Origin of the sequence: Streptosporangium sp. NPDC001559, from assembly GCF_042893955.1 — a bacterium.
Taxonomy (GTDB): domain Bacteria; phylum Actinomycetota; class Actinomycetes; order Streptosporangiales; family Streptosporangiaceae; genus Streptosporangium.
Map to the genome: position 1 here is coordinate 206,279 of NZ_JBIAVG010000015.1, position 20,920 is coordinate 227,198.

The 20,920-nt window shown below is 70.5% G+C and carries 18 protein-coding genes; 6 read left to right on the forward strand and 12 right to left on the reverse strand.

Annotated features, from left to right (window positions below):
• Positions 1-20: 20 nt before the first annotated feature.
• From ACFYY8_RS30450 to ACFYY8_RS30460, 3 genes are read right to left on the reverse strand one after another with little or no spacing between them, the layout of a single operon-like run.
• On the reverse strand, positions 21-2,165 hold the full coding sequence (locus tag ACFYY8_RS30450) for a hypothetical protein (protein WP_390046817.1): 2,145 nt from the start codon (positions 2,163-2,165) through the stop codon (positions 21-23).
• Positions 2,162-3,733, reverse strand: a complete 1,572-nt coding sequence (locus ACFYY8_RS30455; RefSeq protein WP_390046819.1) for a peroxidase family protein — start codon at positions 3,731-3,733, stop codon at positions 2,162-2,164. The genes ACFYY8_RS30450 and ACFYY8_RS30455 overlap by 4 nt, the downstream gene beginning before the upstream one ends.
• The gene (locus ACFYY8_RS30460; protein ID WP_390046821.1) at positions 3,730-5,028 is read right to left on the reverse strand and encodes a cytochrome P450; all 1,299 of its coding nucleotides are present in this window, start codon (positions 5,026-5,028) and stop codon (positions 3,730-3,732) included. The genes ACFYY8_RS30455 and ACFYY8_RS30460 overlap by 4 nt, the downstream gene beginning before the upstream one ends.
• Before the next feature lie 274 nt (positions 5,029-5,302).
• Here ACFYY8_RS30460 and ACFYY8_RS30465 point away from each other — a divergent pair, with 274 nt between their 5' ends.
• Positions 5,303-6,256: an acyl-CoA desaturase gene (locus ACFYY8_RS30465; protein WP_390046823.1), complete on the forward strand. Its 954-nt coding sequence runs from the start codon at positions 5,303-5,305 to the stop codon at positions 6,254-6,256.
• A 212-nt stretch (positions 6,257-6,468) separates the two neighbouring features.
• Positions 6,469-7,584 (forward strand): tryptophan--tRNA ligase, encoded by a 1,116-nt coding sequence (gene trpS / locus ACFYY8_RS30470; protein WP_390046825.1) that lies wholly within the window; start codon positions 6,469-6,471, stop codon positions 7,582-7,584.
• A gap of 38 nt (positions 7,585-7,622) precedes the next feature.
• Here the strand turns inward: trpS and ACFYY8_RS30475 are convergent, their stop codons facing one another.
• The 4 genes from ACFYY8_RS30475 to ACFYY8_RS30490 form a co-directional block, all read right to left on the reverse strand.
• The gene (locus ACFYY8_RS30475) at positions 7,623-8,825 is read right to left on the reverse strand and encodes a methyltransferase domain-containing protein (RefSeq protein WP_390046826.1); all 1,203 of its coding nucleotides are present in this window, start codon (positions 8,823-8,825) and stop codon (positions 7,623-7,625) included.
• Between the two features lie 432 nt (positions 8,826-9,257).
• On the reverse strand, positions 9,258-10,412 hold the full coding sequence (locus ACFYY8_RS30480; protein ID WP_390046828.1) for a hypothetical protein: 1,155 nt from the start codon (positions 10,410-10,412) through the stop codon (positions 9,258-9,260).
• Positions 10,409-10,909 (reverse strand): SigE family RNA polymerase sigma factor, encoded by a 501-nt coding sequence (locus ACFYY8_RS30485; RefSeq protein WP_390046830.1) that lies wholly within the window; start codon positions 10,907-10,909, stop codon positions 10,409-10,411. The genes ACFYY8_RS30480 and ACFYY8_RS30485 overlap by 4 nt, the downstream gene beginning before the upstream one ends.
• 61 nt (positions 10,910-10,970) lie before the next feature.
• Positions 10,971-11,432 carry a MarR family winged helix-turn-helix transcriptional regulator gene (locus tag ACFYY8_RS30490; RefSeq protein ID WP_390046832.1) on the reverse strand — a complete coding sequence of 154 codons (462 nt, stop codon included), beginning with the start codon at positions 11,430-11,432 and terminating at the stop codon, positions 10,971-10,973.
• A 103-nt stretch (positions 11,433-11,535) separates the two neighbouring features.
• Between ACFYY8_RS30490 and ACFYY8_RS30495 the strand changes: the two genes are divergently transcribed.
• Positions 11,536-11,952: an SRPBCC domain-containing protein gene (locus ACFYY8_RS30495; RefSeq protein WP_390046834.1), complete on the forward strand. Its 417-nt coding sequence runs from the start codon at positions 11,536-11,538 to the stop codon at positions 11,950-11,952.
• A 101-nt stretch (positions 11,953-12,053) separates the two neighbouring features.
• Here ACFYY8_RS30495 and ACFYY8_RS30500 read toward each other — a convergent pair whose 3' ends face one another.
• Positions 12,054-12,740: a hypothetical protein gene (locus ACFYY8_RS30500; RefSeq protein WP_390046836.1), complete on the reverse strand. Its 687-nt coding sequence runs from the start codon at positions 12,738-12,740 to the stop codon at positions 12,054-12,056.
• Between the two features lie 206 nt (positions 12,741-12,946).
• Between ACFYY8_RS30500 and ACFYY8_RS30505 the strand changes: the two genes are divergently transcribed.
• The 3 genes from ACFYY8_RS30505 (at position 12,947) to ACFYY8_RS30515 (ending at position 16,305) form a co-directional block, all read left to right on the forward strand.
• Positions 12,947-14,149, forward strand: coding sequence for a sensor histidine kinase (locus tag ACFYY8_RS30505; RefSeq protein WP_390046838.1), 1,203 nt, complete (start codon positions 12,947-12,949; stop codon positions 14,147-14,149).
• Positions 14,150-14,180: 31 nt separating this feature from the next.
• Positions 14,181-14,855, forward strand: a complete 675-nt coding sequence (locus tag ACFYY8_RS30510) for a response regulator (protein WP_390046840.1) — start codon at positions 14,181-14,183, stop codon at positions 14,853-14,855.
• Positions 14,856-16,017: 1,162 nt separating this feature from the next.
• Positions 16,018-16,305: a carbohydrate-binding protein gene (locus ACFYY8_RS30515; protein WP_352014484.1), complete on the forward strand. Its 288-nt coding sequence runs from the start codon at positions 16,018-16,020 to the stop codon at positions 16,303-16,305.
• A 486-nt stretch (positions 16,306-16,791) separates the two neighbouring features.
• Here ACFYY8_RS30515 and ACFYY8_RS30520 read toward each other — a convergent pair whose 3' ends face one another.
• The 4 genes from ACFYY8_RS30520 to ACFYY8_RS30535 form a co-directional block, all read right to left on the reverse strand.
• On the reverse strand, positions 16,792-18,255 hold the full coding sequence (locus tag ACFYY8_RS30520; protein ID WP_390046843.1) for an FAD-binding protein: 1,464 nt from the start codon (positions 18,253-18,255) through the stop codon (positions 16,792-16,794).
• Positions 18,256-18,370: 115 nt separating this feature from the next.
• Positions 18,371-18,862 carry a helix-turn-helix domain-containing protein gene (locus ACFYY8_RS30525; protein WP_390046845.1) on the reverse strand — a complete coding sequence of 164 codons (492 nt, stop codon included), beginning with the start codon at positions 18,860-18,862 and terminating at the stop codon, positions 18,371-18,373.
• Between the two features lie 138 nt (positions 18,863-19,000).
• Positions 19,001-19,861, reverse strand: coding sequence for a helix-turn-helix domain-containing protein (locus ACFYY8_RS30530; RefSeq protein WP_390046847.1), 861 nt, complete (start codon positions 19,859-19,861; stop codon positions 19,001-19,003).
• A gap of 33 nt (positions 19,862-19,894) precedes the next feature.
• Positions 19,895-20,794 carry a transporter substrate-binding domain-containing protein gene (locus ACFYY8_RS30535; protein ID WP_390046849.1) on the reverse strand — a complete coding sequence of 300 codons (900 nt, stop codon included), beginning with the start codon at positions 20,792-20,794 and terminating at the stop codon, positions 19,895-19,897.
• Positions 20,795-20,920: the final 126 nt, after the last annotated feature.

The window sequence follows — 20,920 nt, forward strand, 5'->3', positions numbered from 1 at the left end:
GTTCTCCGGTTTCAGGGCGGTCAGACCGTCCGCACCGGGACGCACGCCTCCTGGAGCGTCCGCCTGGCGATCGTGGACAGGCACAGCAACGGGCGGGCGCCGTCGAGCCCCAGCTCACGCAGCCGCCCCGTCAGCGGATTGGCCGAGCGCCCGACGACCAGCCGCACCCGGGGGGCCAGGTGCACCCGGCCGAAACCCCGGGTCCGCACGCACGAGCGCAACGTCGCCCCCTCGTGACGCGCGTAGGCGACCAGGTCGCGGTCGCTCGCGGGCACCCACGGGCCGAGGGAGCCGGTCAGGGTGAGGACCCGGTCGGTGAGCTCTCCGACCGTGACCCGCACCGCCCCGCCGGTCAGGTCGAACTCGACCGGCATGACGTACGGCTCGCCGCCCCACAGCCGGGGCGCGACCGCGCGGACGACGTCGGTGTCCACCACGGAACCGGCCAGGAAGGTGCCCGAACGCCGCCGGTCGGCGCCACGCGGCAGGTCGGGCCAGACCCGGATCGACCGCGAACGCCACGGGTCGGGCACCACGACCCCCAGATGGGCCTCGTGGTACTCGCCCAGACTGGTCCGCCGGTTCCACGAGGCGTGCACCGCGATCAGGGCACGCCCCCCGACCCGTACGGCGGGCCCGAGCCCGGTGCCCACGAGCAGGGCGGCCGTGGCGGCCGGGTCCGCGGCGAAGTAGGCGGTCAGAGAACCGCCGTCCTGGCACCTGACCGGCAGTTCGACCGCCCCCTCCTGCGTCTCGGCCAGGTAGGTGGGCACCGTCAGGAACGGGAACCCTTCAGGGCGGGGAGCCCGGTCGAACAGCTGGTAGGCCTGCGAACGCACGACCCGCCCCCGGTAGCGGGCCAGTTCGGTGTCGATCCGCTCCCGCGCCTCGGGCAGGTCGTCGGCCAGGTTCGCGATGTAGTGCTCCATGCTGTGGCAGCGCGGGAAGAGGTGGGTCGGGTCGAAGTAGTCGACGACGTACCAGTCGGGGTGCAGGTCGAAGCACGTGCCCGAGCCCTGCCCGTCGAGGGTGGGGATGATGTCGTGCTGGTTGGTGACGCTGGCGACCCGGACACGCGGGTCGGCGGGCCGTTTGAAGTCGATGGGCGCGCCGACGGACACGACGTGGGTGACGGTGTGGCGGGCGCAGAACGCGGCGTCCTGGACGAGGTTCATCACGGCCGCGCCGCCCGCGCTGTGCCCGATGAGCGCCAGCTCCTCACCGCGCGGCACGCCGTAGTCCTCCACGGCCCTGATCAGGGCCCGGCTGTAGGGACTGCTGTCGAGTACGGCGCTGCTGAAGGCGCCGAGCAGGTCCTGCGGCGAGTCGTCGTCCGGCAGCCCGACCCGCATGCCGGGCGCCTGGACGACGTGACGCACCGCCCCCTCGTCGTCCTCGACGCTCTGGATGAGCACCCGGCCCGTCGTGCCGAGCAGGCCGATGTTGCGCAGGAAGCCGAGCAGTGAGCCCCGCTGGCTCAGCCGTACGGACTCGACGGTGGCCAGGTCGACGCGGCGGGCGGCTCCCTCGCCGGTGTCGAGGGCCGCGACGGCCCTGTTGCCGAGGCCGGTGATCGGATCGGCGGACGCGAAGCCCCGGCCTGTCGCGATCAGCCAGGCGGCCTCGTCGTTGAACGGGTTCTCGTCCAGCAGGGCCCGCAGGGCGAGCACCTCACCGAAGATCGGCGCGAGCGTGCTGAGCGTGCGCACCGCGCCGCGGTCCTTGAACAGGACCCGCAGCGCGCGTACCGCCTCAAGGTCGCGGTCGGCCGCCGCGGCCTCGACGAGCCTGGTCAGCATGGGGTCGTCGCCCAGTTCGGGATGCTCGACGGCGGCGGCCGCGATGCGTAGCCGCAGTGAGGTGGCCAGGACGCGGACGGTGAGGCTCTCCGCGCCGCCCAGCACACCGAGCCTGGCGGCCAGGCTCCCGAGCGGCCCGCCCGTGAAGGCGTAGCCGAGCCCCTGAACGTTGGTGACGGCGCGCAGCAGCGCGCGTTCCGCCCGGTAGGCGACGGCGGGCGCGCGAACCACGGCTCCCGGCGCGGCGCTCTCGGTGAGCGTGGTCGTGGCGTGCGTCGACACCTCGTGGATCGTGACGCCGATGTCCACGAGTTCGCAGGCCGCGGCCCGCAGCAGCGCGGCGTGGTCACGGCTCCGCCCGCTCATCTCCCCACCTCACGGCCCATGCTGACGTAGCGGGGTCGTGGCTCCTCCGGGATGTTGCGGTTGAGCACGTCGGACAGCGTCCCGGTGGTCGCGATGATCCGCAGGCCGAGTGGGGAGAAGGTCGCGGCGTTGAACACCCTCGGCGCCAGCAGCGGATTGGTGAGCGCCTGGGAGAAGGCGTCGATGGCGATGATCTTCGTCAGCAGCGGCGGCAGGATGGCCTCCGAGGAGGCGTGCTCCTCGGCGAACAACCCGACGTACAGGTCGACGTCGTCGACACCGCCGTACAGTTCGCGCAGCGCCTCGACGACCCTGCTGTCGCCGGTGATCTGCTCGAACCGCCGCACCCTGGGGAACCGGCAGTGTTCTCGGTAGGCGTTGTAGGGGGCCAGGTCGAGGGCGCGTGACTCGGCGACGCTGGCCACGTCCACCTCCCGCAGGCCGGGGTCGGTGTTGAACAGGCCGATCCGGCCTGCGCGCTGCCGGGAGGCGTCCTCGAAGAGCCTGCCGATCCCGGGGCCGGGGATCAGCTCGGCGCCGAACAGGGTCCGCGCCAGCGGGAGGTCGGCGTTGCCGACCGAGAGCCGGGAGGGGATGAGCCCGTGCCAGCGGTAGACGAGGTTGAACTCGACCGACGCCCAGTTCTCCCGCTGCCAGGGCGCGTGGGCCAGCCTCGCCGACAGTCGGGAGTCGAGGGTGAAGCGGAAGTGGTAGGGCGTGATGTGGTTGACGTACTCCTCGACGACCAGCTTGATGAGCAGCACGATGAGGATGTTCCTGGTCGTCTGGAACAGCCGTTCGTCGTCCCAGCGCGGGTTCTGCTCGGCCAGCAGGGCGGCCACCCTGTTGTGCTCGCGCAGGAACAGCACCGTGAGCATCGTGAACCCGACCTGGATGTTGCCCCGGTCGCTGCCGACGGCGAACAGGGTGTCACGTCGTGCGGCGTCGACCTCCGCGAAGCGGACCACCTTCAGCGGGGCGAACTCCGGCTTGATCTCGCCGTCCTCGCACAGGTACGGCGGGAACTCCCCGTCCTCGATGATCTGGCTCTTCAGCCGCCCGCCCTCGAAGGACCGTAACACCGCCGTCGCCGCCGGGGTCAGGCCGTAGAGCTGGTTGAGGTCGATGTGGTGGTTGGAGGTGTTCCTGCGCGGGTCACGCGGCACGTTGCCGTCGCCGCGCAGGAAGCCGTCGGTGAACCACTGGGCGAAGTAGGCGAACAGCACGGTCGAACGGGGGCAGGGGATCATGGCGTCACCCCGGGCGAACAGGTCGGCGGCCCGCTCGGGGGACGGCCTGCGGCTGTCGTCGGCCACGACCGGCGGCAGGTGCCTGCCGCTGTAGGTGCGGTCGGTCAGCGAGACCCACGAGGTGTAGTCGGCCATGGCGCTGAGCGGCTCCGGCCGTGGCGGCATCTCGCGGATCGCGTGGTCGATCAGCGTGGCGTTGAGGCGGCGCTGCACGGGGGGCATGGCCTGGGCCGCCTCCCACAGGGCGCGCCCCCTGGTCAGGGCGAGGAAGCGTAACCGGTTCGAGGCCCCGTCGGTGGCGATGCCACGCGCTCTCATCCGGCGTCTCCCAGGGTCAGCACGAACCTGTCCGGGAAGATGCCGTGCGCGCGGACGATCTCGCCCTCCGGCCCCGGCGACCGCCGCACCCCCGGCCGCAGCAGCAGCCGCCGTACGGCCTCGCAGATGATCACCTTCGCGGGGGACGTGCCAAGGCAGGCGTGGTGGCCGTGGCCGAAGAACAGCCGGTGGTGGGCGGGCCGGTCGGTACGGAACTCCCCGGGCGCCTCGACCACGTCGGCGTCGAACATCGCCGAGGCGGGCGCGGCCAGCACGAACGTCCCCGCCGGGATCACCGTACGGCGCGGCGTGCCCGCGGCCAGGACGTGGTCGCGCACGCACACCCGGGCCAGCAGCTTGAAGAACGGGTTGAACCGCAGCGCCTCCCAGACGTAGGAGTCGAACCGCGCCGGGTCCGGCTCCGCCGCCGCCTCGACCGCCTGGCCGTACACCTCGGGGCGCAGCATGAGCTGCTCGACCGCCTCGACCATGGCTCCGGGGCCGCTCTCGACGAACCCCAGGGGCAGCCCGGCCATGTTGATCACGACCCGCTCGTCGTCGAACCCGGTGCCCGGGGGCAGCACGGTTCCGATGAGCCTGGTGAAGACGTCGTCGGGCAGGTCGAGCCCGGCTCGCAGCGCGGCCCTGCGCTCGGCGAGCCCGCCGTGCAGGTGGGCGATCAGCTCGGAGCCCGCCGCGACGGCCGCCGCCTGGATCTCCGGGTCGCCCTGGAAGTTGGCGAAGCCGTCCACGATGACGGCCCTCGTCCAGCGTGACAGGGTCGCCGGGTCGGGGCCGGGCAGGCCGAAGTACTCGGCGCAGACCCCGAGGGCGACGTGCCGGAACAGCTCGTGGACCGCCTCGACCCGGCCTCCTGGCCAGGCGGCGTCCAGCGCCTCGTCGGCCAGCCGTCCGGCCGTGTCGCGCACCCGGGCGGCGTCCTCCTGGGGGAGCATGACCCGCATCAGCCCCTTGTCACGCCAGTTCATCGGGGTGGCGTCCCTGGAGAGCATGAAGGGCGCGCCGAGCGCGGCCTCAAGGCGCGGCCCGAAGGAGCGCACCGTGAAGACCTCCTCGCGGGAGAGCACCTCCACGACGTCGGCGTATCTCGTCACCACCGTGAAGGCCGGGGTGACGAAGACCGGCCTGTGCTCGCGCAGCTCCGCGAGGAAGTCACGCCAGTCGGCGCGCAGCCACCGCAGGACGAGGGCGAGCGCGGACACCGGATCGTCGGCCAGGGTCTCGTCGTATCTCCTCAGGTGGTCACCGGTGGTCGTCTGGTCGACAGCGCCCATGTCCTGGCCCCTTCTCCCCCGGTCTCCCCGGATTTCTCCGGGGCTTTCCGGAGTCTCTCCGGACCCCTGGAAAGCCGGAGCGAACACGGGTCGTCACATCGGGTGGCCACAACAATTTAGGAGGGTCGCGAGGGATTCACCGATGGCTACTCTATGGAGTGTTTTGCTGCCTCTAAGTGATTATCATGTCACTTTCGGGCGACTGCCACGGCGCCGGAATACGGACGTTCAATAAGGGGTCCGAAACCGCCCCGACCGACCGCAGGGAGAAAACGTGGCCCCGTCGCCCGACTCACGCCCCGACCAGCGGACGGCGGAGACGGTCACGGTCCCCACCGGCCGCAGGGCCGCCTACCTCGTCGTCCTCGTGGTGCTTCCCGCGGCGCTCCTGGCGCTGGCCGTACCGGTCGCGTGGGGGTGGGGGGTCGGGCCGCGCGACCTGGTCATCGCGGTCGTGATGTACTTCGTCAACATCTTCGGCATCGCCATCGGCTACCACCGGCTGTTCACCCACCGCTCCTTCCGGTGCCGCAGGCCGCTGCGGATCGCGCTGATGCTGGCCGGCGGCATGGCCGTCGAGGGACCGGTCACGCTGTGGGCCGCCGAGCACCGCCGCCACCACAAGTACGCCGACCGCGAGGGCGACCCGCACTCCCCGTGGCGGTACGGCGAGAGCGGCCTGGCGTTGCTGCGCGGCATGGCCCACGCCCACGTCGGCTGGTTCTACACCGCCCGCCGCCGGTCGAGCCGGTCGCACTGGGTGCCCGACCTGCTGGCCGACCCCGACGTCCGGCGTTTCGACGCCGCCTACCCGGCCGTCGTGGCGCTGTCCTTCGCACTGCCCACGGTCGTCGGCGGGCTGTGGTCGATGTCGTGGCAGGGGGCGTTGAGCGCGCTGTTCTGGGGCGGCCTGGTCCGCTACGCCGTGGTGCACCACGTCACGTGGTCGGTGAACTCCGTCTCCCACACCTTCGGGGACCGCCCGTTCGCGACCAGGGACCGCTCGTCGAACGTCCGCTGGGTGGCGATGCTGACCCTCGGCGAGGGCTGGCACAACTGGCACCACGCCGAACCCACCTGCGCCAGGCACGGGGTCCTCAGGGGGCAACTCGACCCGAGCGCCCGCCTGATCCGCTGGTTCGAACTGGCCGACTGGGCCGACGACGTCCACTGGCCCAACCCCCACCGCCTCACCGCCCACCGCCTGCCCCACAGGCCCGACCTCTAGGTTCCGGGCGTACGGCACCGGCGGCCGAAGGCATGGTGGGCCGGTGGTTATCATGGGGGTGTGTACTTCTCATCATGTCTGAGCTGGTGGCGCTCCTCGTAGGAGCGGCACCTCTCGCGCATGACCGGGCCGTTCGGATGAACGGCCCTTTCGTGTTCCTGGACCAGGGCTCGTGTCATCCCGACGGCTCGACCGACCCACCAGGAGACCTCATGAGCACCGTCCAGACCACGGCCCCCTCCACGGAAACACCGGAAGCGCAGGAAGCTCCCGACACCCTCGGCACGTCCGCCGCGCAGGCCCGCAGCGCCGTCCTGGAGGAGTTGATCCTCAAGGACCCCGGACGTTTCCGGGTGCTGACGGGCGACCGTCCGACCGGGCGGCTGCACCTCGGGCACTACTTCGGCACGCTGCACAACCGGGTGCGGCTGCAGAACCTCGGGGTGGAGATGTTCGTGATCATCCCCGACTACCAGGTCCTGACCGACCGTGACGTGGCGGACAACCTGACCGAGTACGTCGAGGAACTGGTGCTGGACTATCTCGCCATCGGCATCGACCCGGCGCGCAGCACGATCTTCACCCACAGCGCCGTCCCCGCGCTCAACCAGTTGATGCTGCCCTTCCTGAGCCTCGTCTCCGTCTCCGAGCTCAACCGCAACCCCACGGTCAAGGACGAGATCGCCCACTCGCGCCAGTCGTCCGTCAACGGCCTGATGTTCACCTATCCCGTCCACCAGGCCGCCGACATCCTCTCCTGCAAGGCCAACCTGGTCCCGGTCGGCCAGGACCAGCTTCCCCACCTGGAGCTCACCCGGACCGTCGCCCGCCGTTTCAACGACCGGTACGGCGACGGCACCGCGGTGTTCCCCCAGCCCGAGGCGCTGCTGTCGAACGCCCCGCTCCTGCTGGGGACGGACGGCACCAAGATGAGCAAGAGCCGGGGCAACGCCATCGCCCTGTCCGCCGACGCCGACGCGACCGCCCGCCTGATCAGGGGGGCCAAGACCGACGCCGAGCGGCACATCACCTACGACCCGGTCGCCCGCCCCGAGGTGTCCTCCCTCGTCCTGCTGGCGGCCCTGTGCCTGGACCGCTCTCCGCTGCGGGTGGCCGAGGAGATCGGTTCCGCGGGGGCCGCCGCGCTGAAGAGGACCGTGACCGAGGCGGTCAACGAGTATCTGGCGCCGATCAGGGCCCGCCGGGCCGAGTACGCCCGGGACCGCGCCCACCTCCGCGGGGTGCTGCGCGAGGGCAACGAGCGGACCAGGGCCGTGGCCGACGCCACCCTCGCCGAGGTACGCGCCGCCATGAACAGCCACTACTGACTGCCCCGACCTGACGGGACACCGGGATCGGTGTCCCGTCAGCCGCCCGCCTCAGCCGGCGCGGTCTCGGATCGGGGCAGGAGGACGGCGGGCTCCCGGAACCACACCTCCTGGCGGCCGTCCGCGGTGACCGTCAGCCCGAACTCCTCGTGCCGAGGCCGTCCCTGCTCCGTCCACCACCGGTGGGCGGCCTCGACCTCGTCCCACAGGTCGCGCGGCCCGCCCTGGAAGACCCGCGACTCCAAGGAGTACTCCTCGTCGAAGAACACCGCGGCCCAGGACAGGTCGTCCAGGCCGTACAGCCACATGGTCCGGTTGCCGGACCGGGTGCGGCCGTGGGCGTGGACGCACCCGGGCACCAGCAGACCGGCCACGAAGTCGAAGACCGCGTAGCCGGAGTCGTCCATGACCTCGTCCACCGGCAGATCGGTGAACGACCGGCGGGTGTCCCCCGGCCACTCGTCGCCGGGGACGTAGTCGGCCCGTGCGACCCGGCGGTCACGCTGGGACCGCAGATGCATGAACCGCGCGGCGCTGGAGAAACGCCCTCCCGCGCTGCCGTCGTCGTTGACGACCAGCCGCACCAGCGGGTTCTGCCCGGTGTAGTGGGTGCCCCACGGCATCACCAGCACCCCACCCGGTCTCGTCTGCTCGATCCACGCGCGCGGAACCTCACGCACCCCCGCCGTCACAAGCACCCGGTCGTACGGCGCGTGCTCCGGGCTGCCGAGCAGGCCGTCCCCGACGACGATCTCGGGGTGCCAGCCCGCGGCGGCCAGTGACCTGCGCGCGGTGTCGGCCACCTCCTCGTCGATCTCGACCGACACCACGTTCCTCTCACCCAGCCGGGCCGACAGCAGGGCGGCGCACCAGCCGGTGCCGGTGCCGATCTCCAGGACCTTCGCGCCCTCGAACACCAGGAGTTCGGCGAACATGGAGAACACCGCGGTCGGCATCGAGCTGGAGCTGGTGGCCAGCACGCCGTGACGAAGACCGAGGTGGGTGCCGTCGTCCCACTGGGTGACGATGGGCACGTCGGCGTTGGCCCAGTGCCACCACCCGTCGGGGTCGTGGATCCTGGAGACGGCCGTGTGCCCCTCCTCGGTAGAGGGCCACATCACCTCGGGCAGGAAGAGATGCCGGGGAACCACCTCGAAGGCGGCCCCCCAGTCGGGGGTCAACACGCCCGACTTCCGCAACATGTCACGCAGTGCCCGCCGGTCCTGGTGCGAGGTCGTCATTTCCTCTGGCCCCGATGAGCGTCACCGTCCGGCCGTGACGGCGTCACCCCGGAAATGCGAGGCTCGCACCTTTCCTTACGGTCTCCCATTTACTCCTCTTCCCGTGTCCCGCCCCCGAAACAGAGCACTCGCACCCAGCGTAGGGACAGGTCACGACGGTGACACATGGATTCCCAGGAAAGGTTTACGTCGCTTTTCTTCCCGCCGTTTCCGGGCCCTGGACACAGGAAGTCCATTGAGGATGGAATTCACCTTGTTTTCCACGGCAACCCGGAAATCATGGTGGCTTATGGTTCTTTTTGGTGCCGTTCCTCGACCTCTCCGGCGGGCGTCGGCACGACTTCCCGGCTGCCGGATCTCGCCGGGTTCACACCGGGTACGGCAGGACGGCCGCCCCCGTTGACCGCCCTGCCGTACGGCTGCCTCGTGCCTCTAGCGTGTGGGGCCGTGGTCCTCGCGCCAGAGCTCCGCACCGCTCCTGTCGTAGCCGATGAGCTCGAAGCCCTCGGCGTAGATGTCGTCGGTGTGCCGTTGCATCCCGGCGAACATCCGGAAGCCGCCCGCCTGCCACGGTTCCGGCCTGGTGTCGGCGGTCACCGTCGTGCCGTCCCGGAAGACCAGCGCGACGCGGGCGGTCCCGGCGCCGGTGATGCCGAACCAGCGGTCTTCGTGCTCCCTCAGCTCCACCTTCATGGGCCTGCCGCCCATGTCGGTCAGCGGCCCTCCCGGTGAGAGGGTGTTCATGGCGACGGCCCGCCCCTCCAGCTTCCAGATCAGCGACCTGTCAGGCGTCTCGTAGAGGCCCACGACGAGGCCGCCGGACGTCTCCACGGTCGAGCCGACCGGCTTCGCGTCGGTCTCGGGGAACGTCGGGGGCTGCCGCTCGATCCTTTTGACCGTCTTGCCCCGGCCGTCCAGGAACTCGAACGCGGTAACCGGTTCTTTCGCGGAAACGGTCACGGTCCAGACGGCCTGGGGAGCGTCCTGCGGTATCCGTAGCGTGCCGGTGACCCGCCCGCCTCCCTTGAGCACGGCCACGACCCGGGTGATCCCGGCCTGGGCGGTGCCGTAGTGCAGGACCTTCCCCGTGACGGGGGGCGGGAACGACTCCGTCGACCCCTGGTCCGTCGCCTCCGCGCCGTCGATCGCCGGCCCCTCGCCGCAGAACTCGGTTCCTCCTCCGGCCCTGGAGGTGTGCTTCCGGCAGAAGACGGTGGCGCCGTCCTTCGCCCTGGCGTACCAGAGCGAGAGGGGACGGCCCTCCGAGGGGTTGTCGATCGTCAGGCGCTTCCCGATGGGGTCCGGGTTCCTGAGCGGGGCCTCGAAGGCAGTGGGGGTCACGGGGGTCACGGGGGTCGCAGCGACGACGGCGGCGATGCCGCCTCCCCCGGTGTCGCGGGCGACCGTCACCGCGACCGGCACGGCGACCGCGACGACGCAGACGCCCGCCACCAGCGCGTTCCTGCGCGTACGACGGCGCCGCGACCGGAGCACCACCTCGGCGGAGAACCTCGCCGGGGCCTGCGGCGCGCGGGTGGCGGCGGTTCCCAGTGCCGAGCGCAGACGGGATTCCAACCGGTCGGTCATGCGGGGCTCCCGTTGATCGCTGAGGGACTGGGCAGGACGGAACGGAGTCTGGCCAGGCCGAGTGAGGCGTGGCTGCGTACCGTCCCCCGGGAGACGCCGAGCACGTCGGCGATCTCCGTGTCGGACAGGTCCTCGTAGTAACGCAGCACCAGGACGGCCCGCTGCTTGCGCGGCAGGGTGGCGAGCGCCTGCCACAGCCCCTCGTCGCTGTCGGACGGCGGGCTGTCGAAACGCGCCGTCTCGGGCAGCGCCCAGTCCGGCGCCTCGCGTCTGCGCACCCGCCAGATGCTGACGTGCAGCCTGGCCATGATCATCTTGGCGTACGGCTCGGGAGCCTGTTTCCGCCGTACCCGTGGCCAGGCCTGGTGCAGCCGGATCAACGCCTCCTGCGTGAGGTCGGCGGCGTCGTGCGGATTGCCGCTGAGCAGGTAGCCGTAGCGCAGCAGGGCATCAGCGCGTTCCGCCGCGAACTCCTCGAAGCGGGAATCGTCTTCCACCGGCCCCTGCCTTTCCTCGTCCCGTCACGGGATAGACGGCCGAGGAGGCCGAACTGTTGAATCAGCCCTTCCGGTCGTGGGCCTGCCAAGCCCGCTGGGAACGGGCGATGTGCCCGAGGGCGGCCTTGAAGATCCGGTAGTCGTCGTCTCCCAGCTCCTGGCGGTGCCGCCGTTCGATCCTGGCCAGGATGGCGCGGGCCTTGTCGATCTCGTCCAGACCGGTCTCGGTGGGGACGACGAGCTTCGCGCGCCGATCGGCCGGGTCGGCCTCCCTGCGCACGTAGCCGAGTCGCTCCAGCTCGTCGACGATGACCCCGACGATCTGCTTGTGCTGCCCGGACCGCTGCGCGAGCTCGGTCGCCCGCACACCCGAGGCGGGCAGTACCGCCAGCACCGTGCCGTGCCGTGGCCGCACCTGGGGGTGGCCCTGCTCGGCGAGTCGAGCGAACAGCTCCTCCTGCAGCGCCCGGCCCAGCTGCCCGACCAGCATCCCCAAGTCCGGCTCCTCTGCGGCGGCATCCATCTCGACTCCCAAGTTTATTCACGATCATTGACTATCACTGATCATTACTATACCTTGAGATCAGTTGATCCCCAACCTCCGGCACAGACGAAGGAGACCCACCATGAGCACCGCCGGCTTCGACTACACCATCACCCGGACCCTCGACGCCCCTGCCGACAAGGTGTGGGCCGCATGGACCGTCGCCGACGAATACGCCGTGTGGGCCAGTGCCGAGGAAGTCGTCCTGGACGTCCGGCCCGGCGGCGCCTGGAGCTCGGTCATGGTCATCCCCGGCGGCGCCCGCGTCCCGCTGACGGGCGGCTACGTCGAGGTCGTGGAGAACAAGCGCCTGGTGATGGGCATGAACGTGCCCGGCCGCGACGAGCCCGTCCTGATGACCCTCGACCTGGCCGCCGACGGCGAGCGCACCCGGATCAGCCTCTTCCAGACCTTCGACGCCGCGGAAGACCGCGACCAGGCCGAGCAGGGCAGCAACTTCCTGCTCGACAGCCTGACCACCTATCTCGCCGCGGCCTGACCGAACGGGCACGCGGGAACCGACGGCAGAAAGGCGATCGGGCCGGTGGCTTCCCGCCCTGCTCCGAGACCGTCAAGGTACGCGGCGCGAGCGGATCGTGGTCACGCACCGGCCCGCTCGCGCCGCAGCACGCGCACGCCGGCGACCGCGAGCGGCAGGAACATCAGGGTGAAGACCGTGCCCGCCACATATGTCAGGTGGATCGGGATGAACATCATTCCGGCGAAGGCCGCGACGTAGACCGCGGTGAGCCACCATCCGGCCACGCCCGCTCGGGCGAGCCCCACGCTGAGGGCCAGCAGGCCGAGGAAGGCGAAGATCTCCGTGCCACTCCACAGCGGCATGAACGCGGCCTTGTCCACGGCGTCGGACAGGCGCACCGCGGCGTCCATCTCAAGCTGCCGGCCCAGGATCATGCGCCACCAGTCGTCCCGCACGGCGCCGGACACGTTCAGCATGCTCACCGCGGCGGCCAGCGCCCCGGCCACCGTGAGCAGGCGGCCCTTGCGCCCGCGCACCAGCCCGGGCACGGCCAGCGCGCCCAGCGCGCCCACGACCAGCCCGTAGTGCAGCAGGATCGCCGACAGCTCGGTCAGGAAGAAGTCGCGGGCCAGTGCGGTGACGTAGTCGGCGGTCGAGTCGGAGCTCTGCGGCGGGCAGGCCATCATCCCGGCGAACACCAGCACGGGCCCGGCGACCAGCGCGACGCCACCGGCCGGCCGCAGGAACCGGGCCGCCGGCTCCGCGACGCGGGCTTCGGTCTCCGGGGATGGGGTGAGGGGAGTCATTTCTTACCTCCTGGTGCTTTTTCTTGGCGGGCTTCACCCTCTCTCCGGGACGGGGGCGGGCGGGTCAGCCATCGCGCACCGTGATGAATCCCCTTCGGGGCGGACCCGCCCGCGGCCGGGTCCGCTGTTCGACGGATGCCCCGAGCTGCCAGGGTCCGTCGTTCGGCGGAGTCGGCGGGCGGCGGGCGTGATTACCATCGGTGGTCATGACGATGAGCCGGCTGAGGAACGTACGCCTCATCCCGATGGTGTTCGGACCTCTGGTCGCCGTACTGGCCGTGGTGGAGGTCCGGCTGGACGACTTCTTCGACGCGACCTCCACGGCCGTCTGGGTCTCGGGCGTGGTGATGGGCGTCGGCCTGGTACCGGCGGCCTGGTGGCCGCTGGCGGGCACGATCGTCGCAGCCGTCTGCCTGCCGGTGGGCATGGTGGTGTTCGGAGCGCCCGGGGTCGGCGGCGCGACGATGCTCGGGTTGCTCGGGGCGGTCGCCTGGGCGGGCTGGCGCGAGCCACGGTGGCGTTCGGTCGTGGCGCTGTGCGTCGCGGGCGCGTCCTTCGCCGGTACCGCCGCCGTCACGGCTTCACCGTGGGAGCTGCTGTTCGTACCCTTGATCCTGCTGCCGGGCTGGTCCATGGGGCTGCTGGCGCGGCGCAACGGCGAGCGGGCCGTCAAGCTGGCCGAACTCGCGGCCGCCCTCGACGCCCAGAACGAGGTCGTCGCCAAGGCCGCCGTCGTGCAGGAGCGTACGCACATCGCCCGGGAGGTGCACGACGCGGTCGCGCACTCGGTCAGCGTGATGACCCTGCAGCTCGGCGCGCTGCGCAGGCTGCTCGCCGACCGCCCGGCCGAGCAGGAGGTCGTGGCCGGGCTGGAGCGCCTCGGGCGGCAGACCGTCGAGGAGATGCGCGGCCTGGTGGGCATCCTGCGCGAACGCGTCGACGGCGAGCCGCTCGCCCTCATGCCGTCGCTGGCCAGGCTCGACGAGTTGATCGCCGACGTACGCGCCGCGGGGCTGGCCGTCACCCTGGACGCTCCCTCCGACCTGCCCCGGTTGCCTCCGGTGCTGGACGTCACCGCGTACCGGGTGCTTCAGGAGGCGTTGACCAACGTGTTGCAGCACGCGGGCGGAGCGCCGGCCTCGGTCGCCATCGACTACACCGACCGGGCGCTCACCATGGAAGTGCACAACGCCCCCGCTCCCACCCCTTCGGCGAACGGGACGCGGACCAGGACAGCGAAGGCCCGCACCGGCCTCCCTCCCGCCACCCCGCCCAACGGGAGGCGGACCGGCCACGGCCTGGTCGGCATGCGGGAACGGCTGGCGATGGTCCAGGGCAGTCTGCACACCGGCCCGGAACCGGACGGCGGCTTCGCCGTACGTGCCCGGTTCCCTCTCCCCCGAACCTGACAAGTCCCCCGCGCCTGACAAGGACGGCACGATGCCGATCACCGTAGCCCTCGTCGACGACGAGGCCATGATCCGTACCGGCCTGCGGCTGGTGCTCAGCGGCGAGCCCGACATCGAGGTCGTCGGCGAGGCGTCCGACGGGGCCGAGGCCCTCGAACTCGTCGCGCGCACCCGTCCGGACGTCGTGCTCATCGACGTGCGCATGCCGCGCATGAACGGGCTGGAGGCGTCCCACCGGCTCGTCCGCGACCACCCGGACAGCAAGGTCATCGTGCTGACGACCTTCGACGAGGACGAGTACGTCACCGCGGCGCTGCGTGCCGGGGTGAGCGGTTTCCTGCTGAAGGTCGCGCCGCCCGAACAACTGGTCACCGCGCTGAGGACGGTCGCGGCCGGAGACGGGCTGCTCGATCCGGCCGTCACACTGCGGGTGATCGCCGCGTTCGCCGACTGGCCGGCCCCCGCGAGGAGCGCGGACCGGTCGAGCGGGCTCGACACGCTCACCGGCCGCGAGACGGACGTGCTGAAGCTGCTCGCGCGAGGGCTGACCAACATCCAGATCGCCGGTCGGCTCCACCTGGGCGAGGCCACCGTCAAGACCCACCTGTCCCGGATCCTGATGAAGCTCGGCCTGACCACGCGCGTCCAGGCGGCGGTCTACGCCTATGAGAGCGGACTGGTTCGCCCCGGCGAACAGCACGGCTGACGGGGCCGCCCACGTTCGGTCACGCACGGCACGCGCACGCGCGGCCCGTGACCGGCGACTCCCCACCGGGCCGCCGGGGTCCTCGCCACCGTGTCCTGGACCGCGGTGGCTCCCGAACCGCTCTGATCGATCGTTGGAAACGAGGACGTCGAGCGCCCGCTCGAACGAGGTTCGCGTCCGTGAGGGGGCATAACCCGGGGCTCGGGGCGAGGACGCCGGGCAGGGCGTGCGCGAGGGGAACGCCCGGGCCGACGGAGTGGCCCGGTTTTGGACGCGGCAATGGAGGCGTTTCAGCTTCTCTGAAATCGAATTCGAATGGATTCAAACGACTCCCGATGCGGATAAAAATCCATTTCGATCGCGATCTTGGCCGTTTCGTACACCATGGTGTATATCTATGTACTGCCATTCTTCACCTGCATCCCCTTTACCCCTCCCGTGGCATGTCGCGCATGTCACGGGCCTTCCACCAGGAGAGCGACATGAGGAAAGCAGTCGATCCGGCCACCGAGAGCACACCGGCCCCCACGCCGTCCGCGATATGTGGAGCGTTTTCAGAAAAGCATGAAAACCGCGCCGAAATCCTCAGAAACAATGGCGGAGAAGGTTCTATCACCGCACGGTGCGGCACCAGGGCCGAACAACTCACCGTCGGAGCCCGCAGAAACAGCGGGAAAGCGAGCGCTCCCGGCGCACGGAGGCTCTCCCCCTCCGGGAACCGCTTCGGAAGGAGACCCATCGGCACCCAGTGGACCCTCGCCTAACGCGGCCGTCGTGTAGAAGGCCTGGTAAGCCGGTCACCGTACCCCATGGGACGGCGGTGGCCGGCGTTGGTGTGAGGGGGGTAATGCGCGCGTGAGAGTGGGCAAACGGTATGGCCGCGAACGTGAGTGTTCGAGGGCCGCCGGAACGCTCGGCGCGGCCGGGGCGGTGCGGGACCCGTGAGGCGGTGAGGGTTGACGCGACCGCTGTGACCAGCGTGAACGGCGTATCCCGCCGGGCGGGAACCGGTCGGGCGCCGTCGGCCGTGCGTCGCACGGGACAGGCGATCGTGACGATGCGCGAACCATACAACGGGGATATGCAAAAGCGATGGCTCCTCATACCCCCGGGGCCCAGGGCAGTGTGGGGACGCTCGCTCTCCCCTCTCCCGAGGAGTCACATGAAACCAGACCGCGTGCCCTCCGCCGTCGCGACATTCGCGATGGTCTCCGTGGGCGTCATCCTGTACGGCGTGGCCGCTGCCCTGGCCGCTCCCGTCGGGGGTTCACGCCCGGCGCGCATCACCAATCCGGGTGTCGTGTGGCCGTTATGGTCGGCCTCACGCAACTACACGGCCGGCGATCTGGTCACCTGCGACGGCTGCACCTACAAGTGCGTCCAGGCCCATTCGTCGGCGGACGGTGGTGATCCGTCGACCACCCCCGCTCTGTGGCGGCTCATCACCTGATGACGCCCCGCCCGACCTCAGCACGGGCGGCTCGTGGATGAGCGTCACAGCCATGGGGTGAAGGCGGATGACCGGGCTTCCCGACCCTGCCGCCGCCTCCACCCCTCCCGTCCGGGCGGCCAACGGACCGACTCCGCTGGTTCGCCGAAGACGCTCACCGGGGTGCCCTCCCCGGTGAGCGTCCAGGTATGACCGCGGTACTCGCCGGCGTCAGACCGGAGGGGCGGGTGACGATGCCGGAGACCCGTTCCTCACACAGGCCCCGGCCCAGATCGACCTCGTCCACGGGACCTCCACGGCCGGGACCGTACGGCCCCGCGACCGTCGGCCGTTCGCTCCCGACCGGGTTCACGGGCCTCCTGGAGGCCGGAGGGGTCAGGGGCCCGCGCTGGGTGCCGGAGCAGCCGTGGGCCGTGCGTCGGCCTGTCCGTTGAGGCCCTGGACCCGCCCGGGTCCCGCTCTTCACGGAGCGGGACGCGGACGTGGTCAGAAGATCCCCGGGCCGGGGGTCAGGATGTGGTCGGGGTCGTACTTCGCCTTGCGGCGCACCAGGTCGTTCCACCGGTCGCCGTACTGGGCGCGCCAGTCGGCCCTGGTGAAGTCTTGGGAGCCGATGGGGTAGCGGGTACCGCCGATCGCCCGCGCCTTGGCGTGCAGACGGCGGTTGCGCTCCAGCATCTCGGCGGTGAAGGCCGCGTCGGGGCCGGGCGCGGGAGAGGAGGTGAGGATGTCGAACAGGTAGACGTACTCGCTGTCGCCCGGCGGAACCCGGAAGAACGGCCTGGTCAGCTTGGCCCGCCGCTGCGGGAACAGGAAGCCGATGCCGGTCGGGGGGCCGTAGTCGCGGGCGGTGAGCGACGGCATGACCTCCGAGACGTAGGCCTCGGCCGACTCCCCGGGGAGCATGACGTCGAACCACGGCTTGATCAGGTCGTCCCAGGCGCACAGCCGCTGCCACTGCTCGATGACCGGGTCGTAGCGCTTCACCCACCCCAGGTAGGTGCTGTTCTCGATCTCCGCGGAGGCCGGGGAGACGCTCAGGTCACGCAGCAGGCGCTGGTCGTTGGGCGGGGTGTCGGCGTCGTGGAAGACGACCACGTTGAGCTGGCAGGTGATGTTCGTGCCGTCGGGTACGGACATCAGCAGGTAGGACCCGTCGACCTCGTTCCTGTCCAGCAGGATGTGCAGGTCGTCCCAGGCCCTCGCCACCTCGGCGACCGGGTAGCGGATCATGTAGTTGCGCGCCAGCGAGCGGGAGGGCACCAGGTCGAGCGTGGCGCGGGTGATCACGCCGCACTGACCGAGACCGCCGAGCATCACCTCGAACAGGTCCCGCTCGCGGTCCATCGAGCACCGGTGCAGGCGGCCGTCGCCGGTGACGACCTCAAGCTCGCGGACGTGGTCGATCTGCACGCCGAAGTTGTTCTGCGCGGGGACACCGCCGACCGAGAGCGTTCCACCGACCGAGAGCCCGACGTAGGTGGTGAACAGCGGGGGCGTGAGACCGCGGGGCGCGGCGGCGTCGGCCGCCTCCCGCCACAGCGCGCCGGAGCCCACGGTGATGGAGTCGGGGCCGATCGAGTGGATGGCGGACAGCGACCGGTTCTCGATGATGAGACCGTCGGTGAGCCCCTGCCCGTGGGTCGAGTGCCCCTGGCCGCGGGTGGAGACCGGGATGCGGTGCTCGCGGCAGAAGCGGACCATTTTCTGGATGTCGCGGACGGACCCGGGCCGAAGCACCGCGCGGGGTAGGCGCTTCACGATCCTGCCGAGGTCACGGCCGTCGGCCTGACGGGTGGCGAGATCGGTGAGCAGGACGCCGTCCAGGTGAGGGATGCGCTGGAGTCCACCGGAGCCGGGGCCGGTCGCCCACGCCCGCTCCACAGGATCGAAGCCGACAATGAGGGCGCTCGCACCGAGCGTGCCGAGGAATCGTCGTCGTGTAACCACGCCTGAGACGCTAGTGATCAAGCTATATGTGGACAACGCGCCTTTCGTGACATTGCGCATCTCGCATCCACGTGCACAACCGTTTTCCGGGGATCGGGACGCCTCGAAACCGGCCTCAGGAGGCCTTGAGGCCGTGCCGGTAGGCCCGGGGCGAGCAGCCGTACGTCTGCCTGAAGACCCTGCTGAAGTAGGAGGAGTCGGCGAACCCCCACTGCGCGCCCACCTCGCCGACGGCTCTGCCGCCGAGCCGGGGGTCGGACAGGTCCTTCCTGCAACGTTCCAGGCGGCGCTGCCTGATCCAGCGGGCGACCGAGACGCCCTGCCGGGCGAACAGCTTGTAGAGGTAGCTGGTGGAGATGTGGTGCGCCGAGGCCACCGACTCCGGTGACAGGCCCGGATCGCCCAGGTTGTCGTCGATGTAGGCACGGATCCTGGGCAGCAGGCCACCACGGGGATCCTCGTCGGGACCGGCTTCGACGAAGCCGGCGGCGGTGTGCCGTACGGCGTCCTTCAACCGCTCGACGGTCGCGGAGTCCGCCGCCAGGTGCCCGGGCAGTCTGAGCACCAGCATCCCCGTGTCCTCGGCGGAGACGTACGTCACCGACATCGTCTCTCCCATCAGGAACCGACGCCCCTGTCCGTCTCGCCGATGTGTCCGCCGGTCGTCACCTCACGAGTCACACGGACCTCCTCAACACTGGGATTTCTCCCACATTAAGGAGGTGTTCACCTGCGGGAACAGGCACTAGGTACGGCCAGGCTGGTACTTTTCCCGGATTTCCCGACGGAAGTCCCCCGGCGTCACCCCGGCCTCCCGTTTGAAGAACCGGCCGAAGTAGGAGGCGTCGTCGAAGGCGAGCGCGCGGGCGATCTGCGCGACCGACAGGTCGCTCTGCACCAGCAGCCGCTTGGCCTCAAGCGTGAGCGCGTCCCTGATCACCTCACCCGGACTGCGTCCCGTCGCCTCCTTGACCGTCTCCGCCAGGTGCCCCGAGGTGACGCCGAGCCGTTCCGCGTAGGCCCGGACGGAACGGACGTCGATCACGTGCTTGGCGACCAGCCGGGTGAAGGCCCGCGCCAGCACCGAGGAGCGTGTGACGGCCCCGCCGCCGTTGCCCGCCTCAAGCAGACGTCCGCTGGTGACCAGCAGGATCTGCAGGTACGACTGGAGCATCGAGGCGAACCCGGCGCCCCGCCCCCGGTACTCCTCGCACATCAGCCCCAGCAACCGCGCCATGCGCTCCGCCTCCACCCCGGACAGGCGCAGTTCGGCACGCTCGCTGAGACCGTGGAAGAAGGGCGGCTCCTCCTGCCACAGCAGGAACTCCTCGGTGAACAGCACCAGCGTGCCCTGCATGGGCACCTCGTACGTCCAGTGGTGAACCTGACCCGGCGCGATGAAGTACATCGTGTCGGGCCGGATCGGGGACGACCTGAAGTCGACGGTGTGGGTGCCGCTTCCCGCGCTCACGTAGAGAATCTCGTAGAACACGTGACGGTGCGGGAAGGCGGCCCGCGACCACGACCCCATCTCGTCGAAGGTACCGACGGCGAAGGGCGAGAGCCCCATCGGTACCGGCACCTCGATCTCATGCATCGGCAACATCCGGCTCACCCCCTCTGCGTGTGGAACCCGGCCCTAGGAGGTGGCGAGGTTGATTCCGGGCTCGTCGATGGGCTTGAGACCGTACCCGTCGAGGATCTTGTCGAGCGTGCCGTCCGCCTTGAGTTCCTTCAGCGCGGCCAGCAGGGCGTCGGCGAAGGCCTTGTCCTTCTTCGCGACGAACATGCCGACGTAGGTCGGCGCGAAGCCCTCGGCCACGATCGCCACCGGCGAGCCCTGGCTGATGGCGTACTTGGCGGTCTCGGCGACCAGCACCTCCACGTCAACCCGGCCCGAGCGCAGCGCCAGGTCGGCGTCCTGGGCCGTGGGGAACTCGACCGCCTCCGCGGCGGGCTTGCCACCGTCGGCGCACTTCTTCGAGGCGTCCTTGACCACCTGCACGTCGGTCGTGCCACGGATCGCGGCGACCTTCTTGCCGCAGACGTCGTCCAGCGACTTGATCGTCGCCGCCTTGTCCTTGCTGGTCACCAGGACCTGCGAGGACTGCATGTAGTCGACGAAGTAGCCGATCTGCTGGCGTTCGAGCGTGTCGGAGATGCCGTCGTCGGCCATGTCGTACCGCCCGCCCGCGACGCCCGGCAGCAGCGCCTCCCAGGCCACGTTCTGGATCTTGTACTCCAGGCCGAGCTTGGCGGCGACCGCCTTGCCGACCTCCGGGGTGATGCCCCCGGTGATGTTGTTGGCCGAGTCGGTCAGCAGGTAGGGCAGGTTCGGCAGGGTCGTGCCGACGTTGATGACCCCCGCCTGCTTGATCCGGTCGGGCACCAGCGCCGCCGCGCCGGACGCCGCCGGCGCCTCTGAGGCTCCCGGGGCGGGCGCGGCCGAGGACGGGGACGCCTCCGGTGTCGAGGTGCCGCACCCGGCGAGTACGGCCACGGCCGCGACCAGGACACAACCACGGGTGATGACTGACATGTCACTCCTTGCTCTGCGAACTCATGCCGGGCTGTACTTCGCAGCCCGTGGGGGGGGTGGCTCGGGGCCTTGCCTCGGGGTGCCTTGGAACCTCGGGTTCCGGGGCTGTGCGCTTCGGGGTGCCTC

Coding starts and splice junctions, on each gene's coding strand:
- ACFYY8_RS30480 (WP_390046828.1), bottom strand. CDS start 10,412: ATGACCGACCGGTTGGAATCCCGTCTGCGCTCGGCACTGGGAACCGCC.
- ACFYY8_RS30460 (WP_390046821.1), bottom strand. CDS start 5,028: ATGGGCGCTGTCGACCAGACGACCACCGGTGACCACCTGAGGAGATAC.
- ACFYY8_RS30490 (WP_390046832.1), bottom strand. CDS start 11,432: ATGGATGCCGCCGCAGAGGAGCCGGACTTGGGGATGCTGGTCGGGCAG.
- ACFYY8_RS30515 (WP_352014484.1), top strand. CDS start 16,018: ATGAAACCAGACCGCGTGCCCTCCGCCGTCGCGACATTCGCGATGGTC.
- ACFYY8_RS30530 (WP_390046847.1), bottom strand. CDS start 19,861: ATGTTGCCGATGCATGAGATCGAGGTGCCGGTACCGATGGGGCTCTCG.
- ACFYY8_RS30525 (WP_390046845.1), bottom strand. CDS start 18,862: ATGTCGGTGACGTACGTCTCCGCCGAGGACACGGGGATGCTGGTGCTC.
- ACFYY8_RS30505 (WP_390046838.1), top strand. CDS start 12,947: ATGACGATGAGCCGGCTGAGGAACGTACGCCTCATCCCGATGGTGTTC.
- trpS (WP_390046825.1), top strand. CDS start 6,469: ATGAGCACCGTCCAGACCACGGCCCCCTCCACGGAAACACCGGAAGCG.
- ACFYY8_RS30450 (WP_390046817.1), bottom strand. CDS start 2,165: ATGAGCGGGCGGAGCCGTGACCACGCCGCGCTGCTGCGGGCCGCGGCC.
- ACFYY8_RS30535 (WP_390046849.1), bottom strand. CDS start 20,794: ATGTCAGTCATCACCCGTGGTTGTGTCCTGGTCGCGGCCGTGGCCGTA.
- ACFYY8_RS30500 (WP_390046836.1), bottom strand. CDS start 12,740: ATGACTCCCCTCACCCCATCCCCGGAGACCGAAGCCCGCGTCGCGGAG.
- ACFYY8_RS30510 (WP_390046840.1), top strand. CDS start 14,181: ATGCCGATCACCGTAGCCCTCGTCGACGACGAGGCCATGATCCGTACC.
- ACFYY8_RS30475 (WP_390046826.1), bottom strand. CDS start 8,825: ATGACGACCTCGCACCAGGACCGGCGGGCACTGCGTGACATGTTGCGG.
- ACFYY8_RS30495 (WP_390046834.1), top strand. CDS start 11,536: ATGAGCACCGCCGGCTTCGACTACACCATCACCCGGACCCTCGACGCC.
- ACFYY8_RS30455 (WP_390046819.1), bottom strand. CDS start 3,733: ATGAGAGCGCGTGGCATCGCCACCGACGGGGCCTCGAACCGGTTACGC.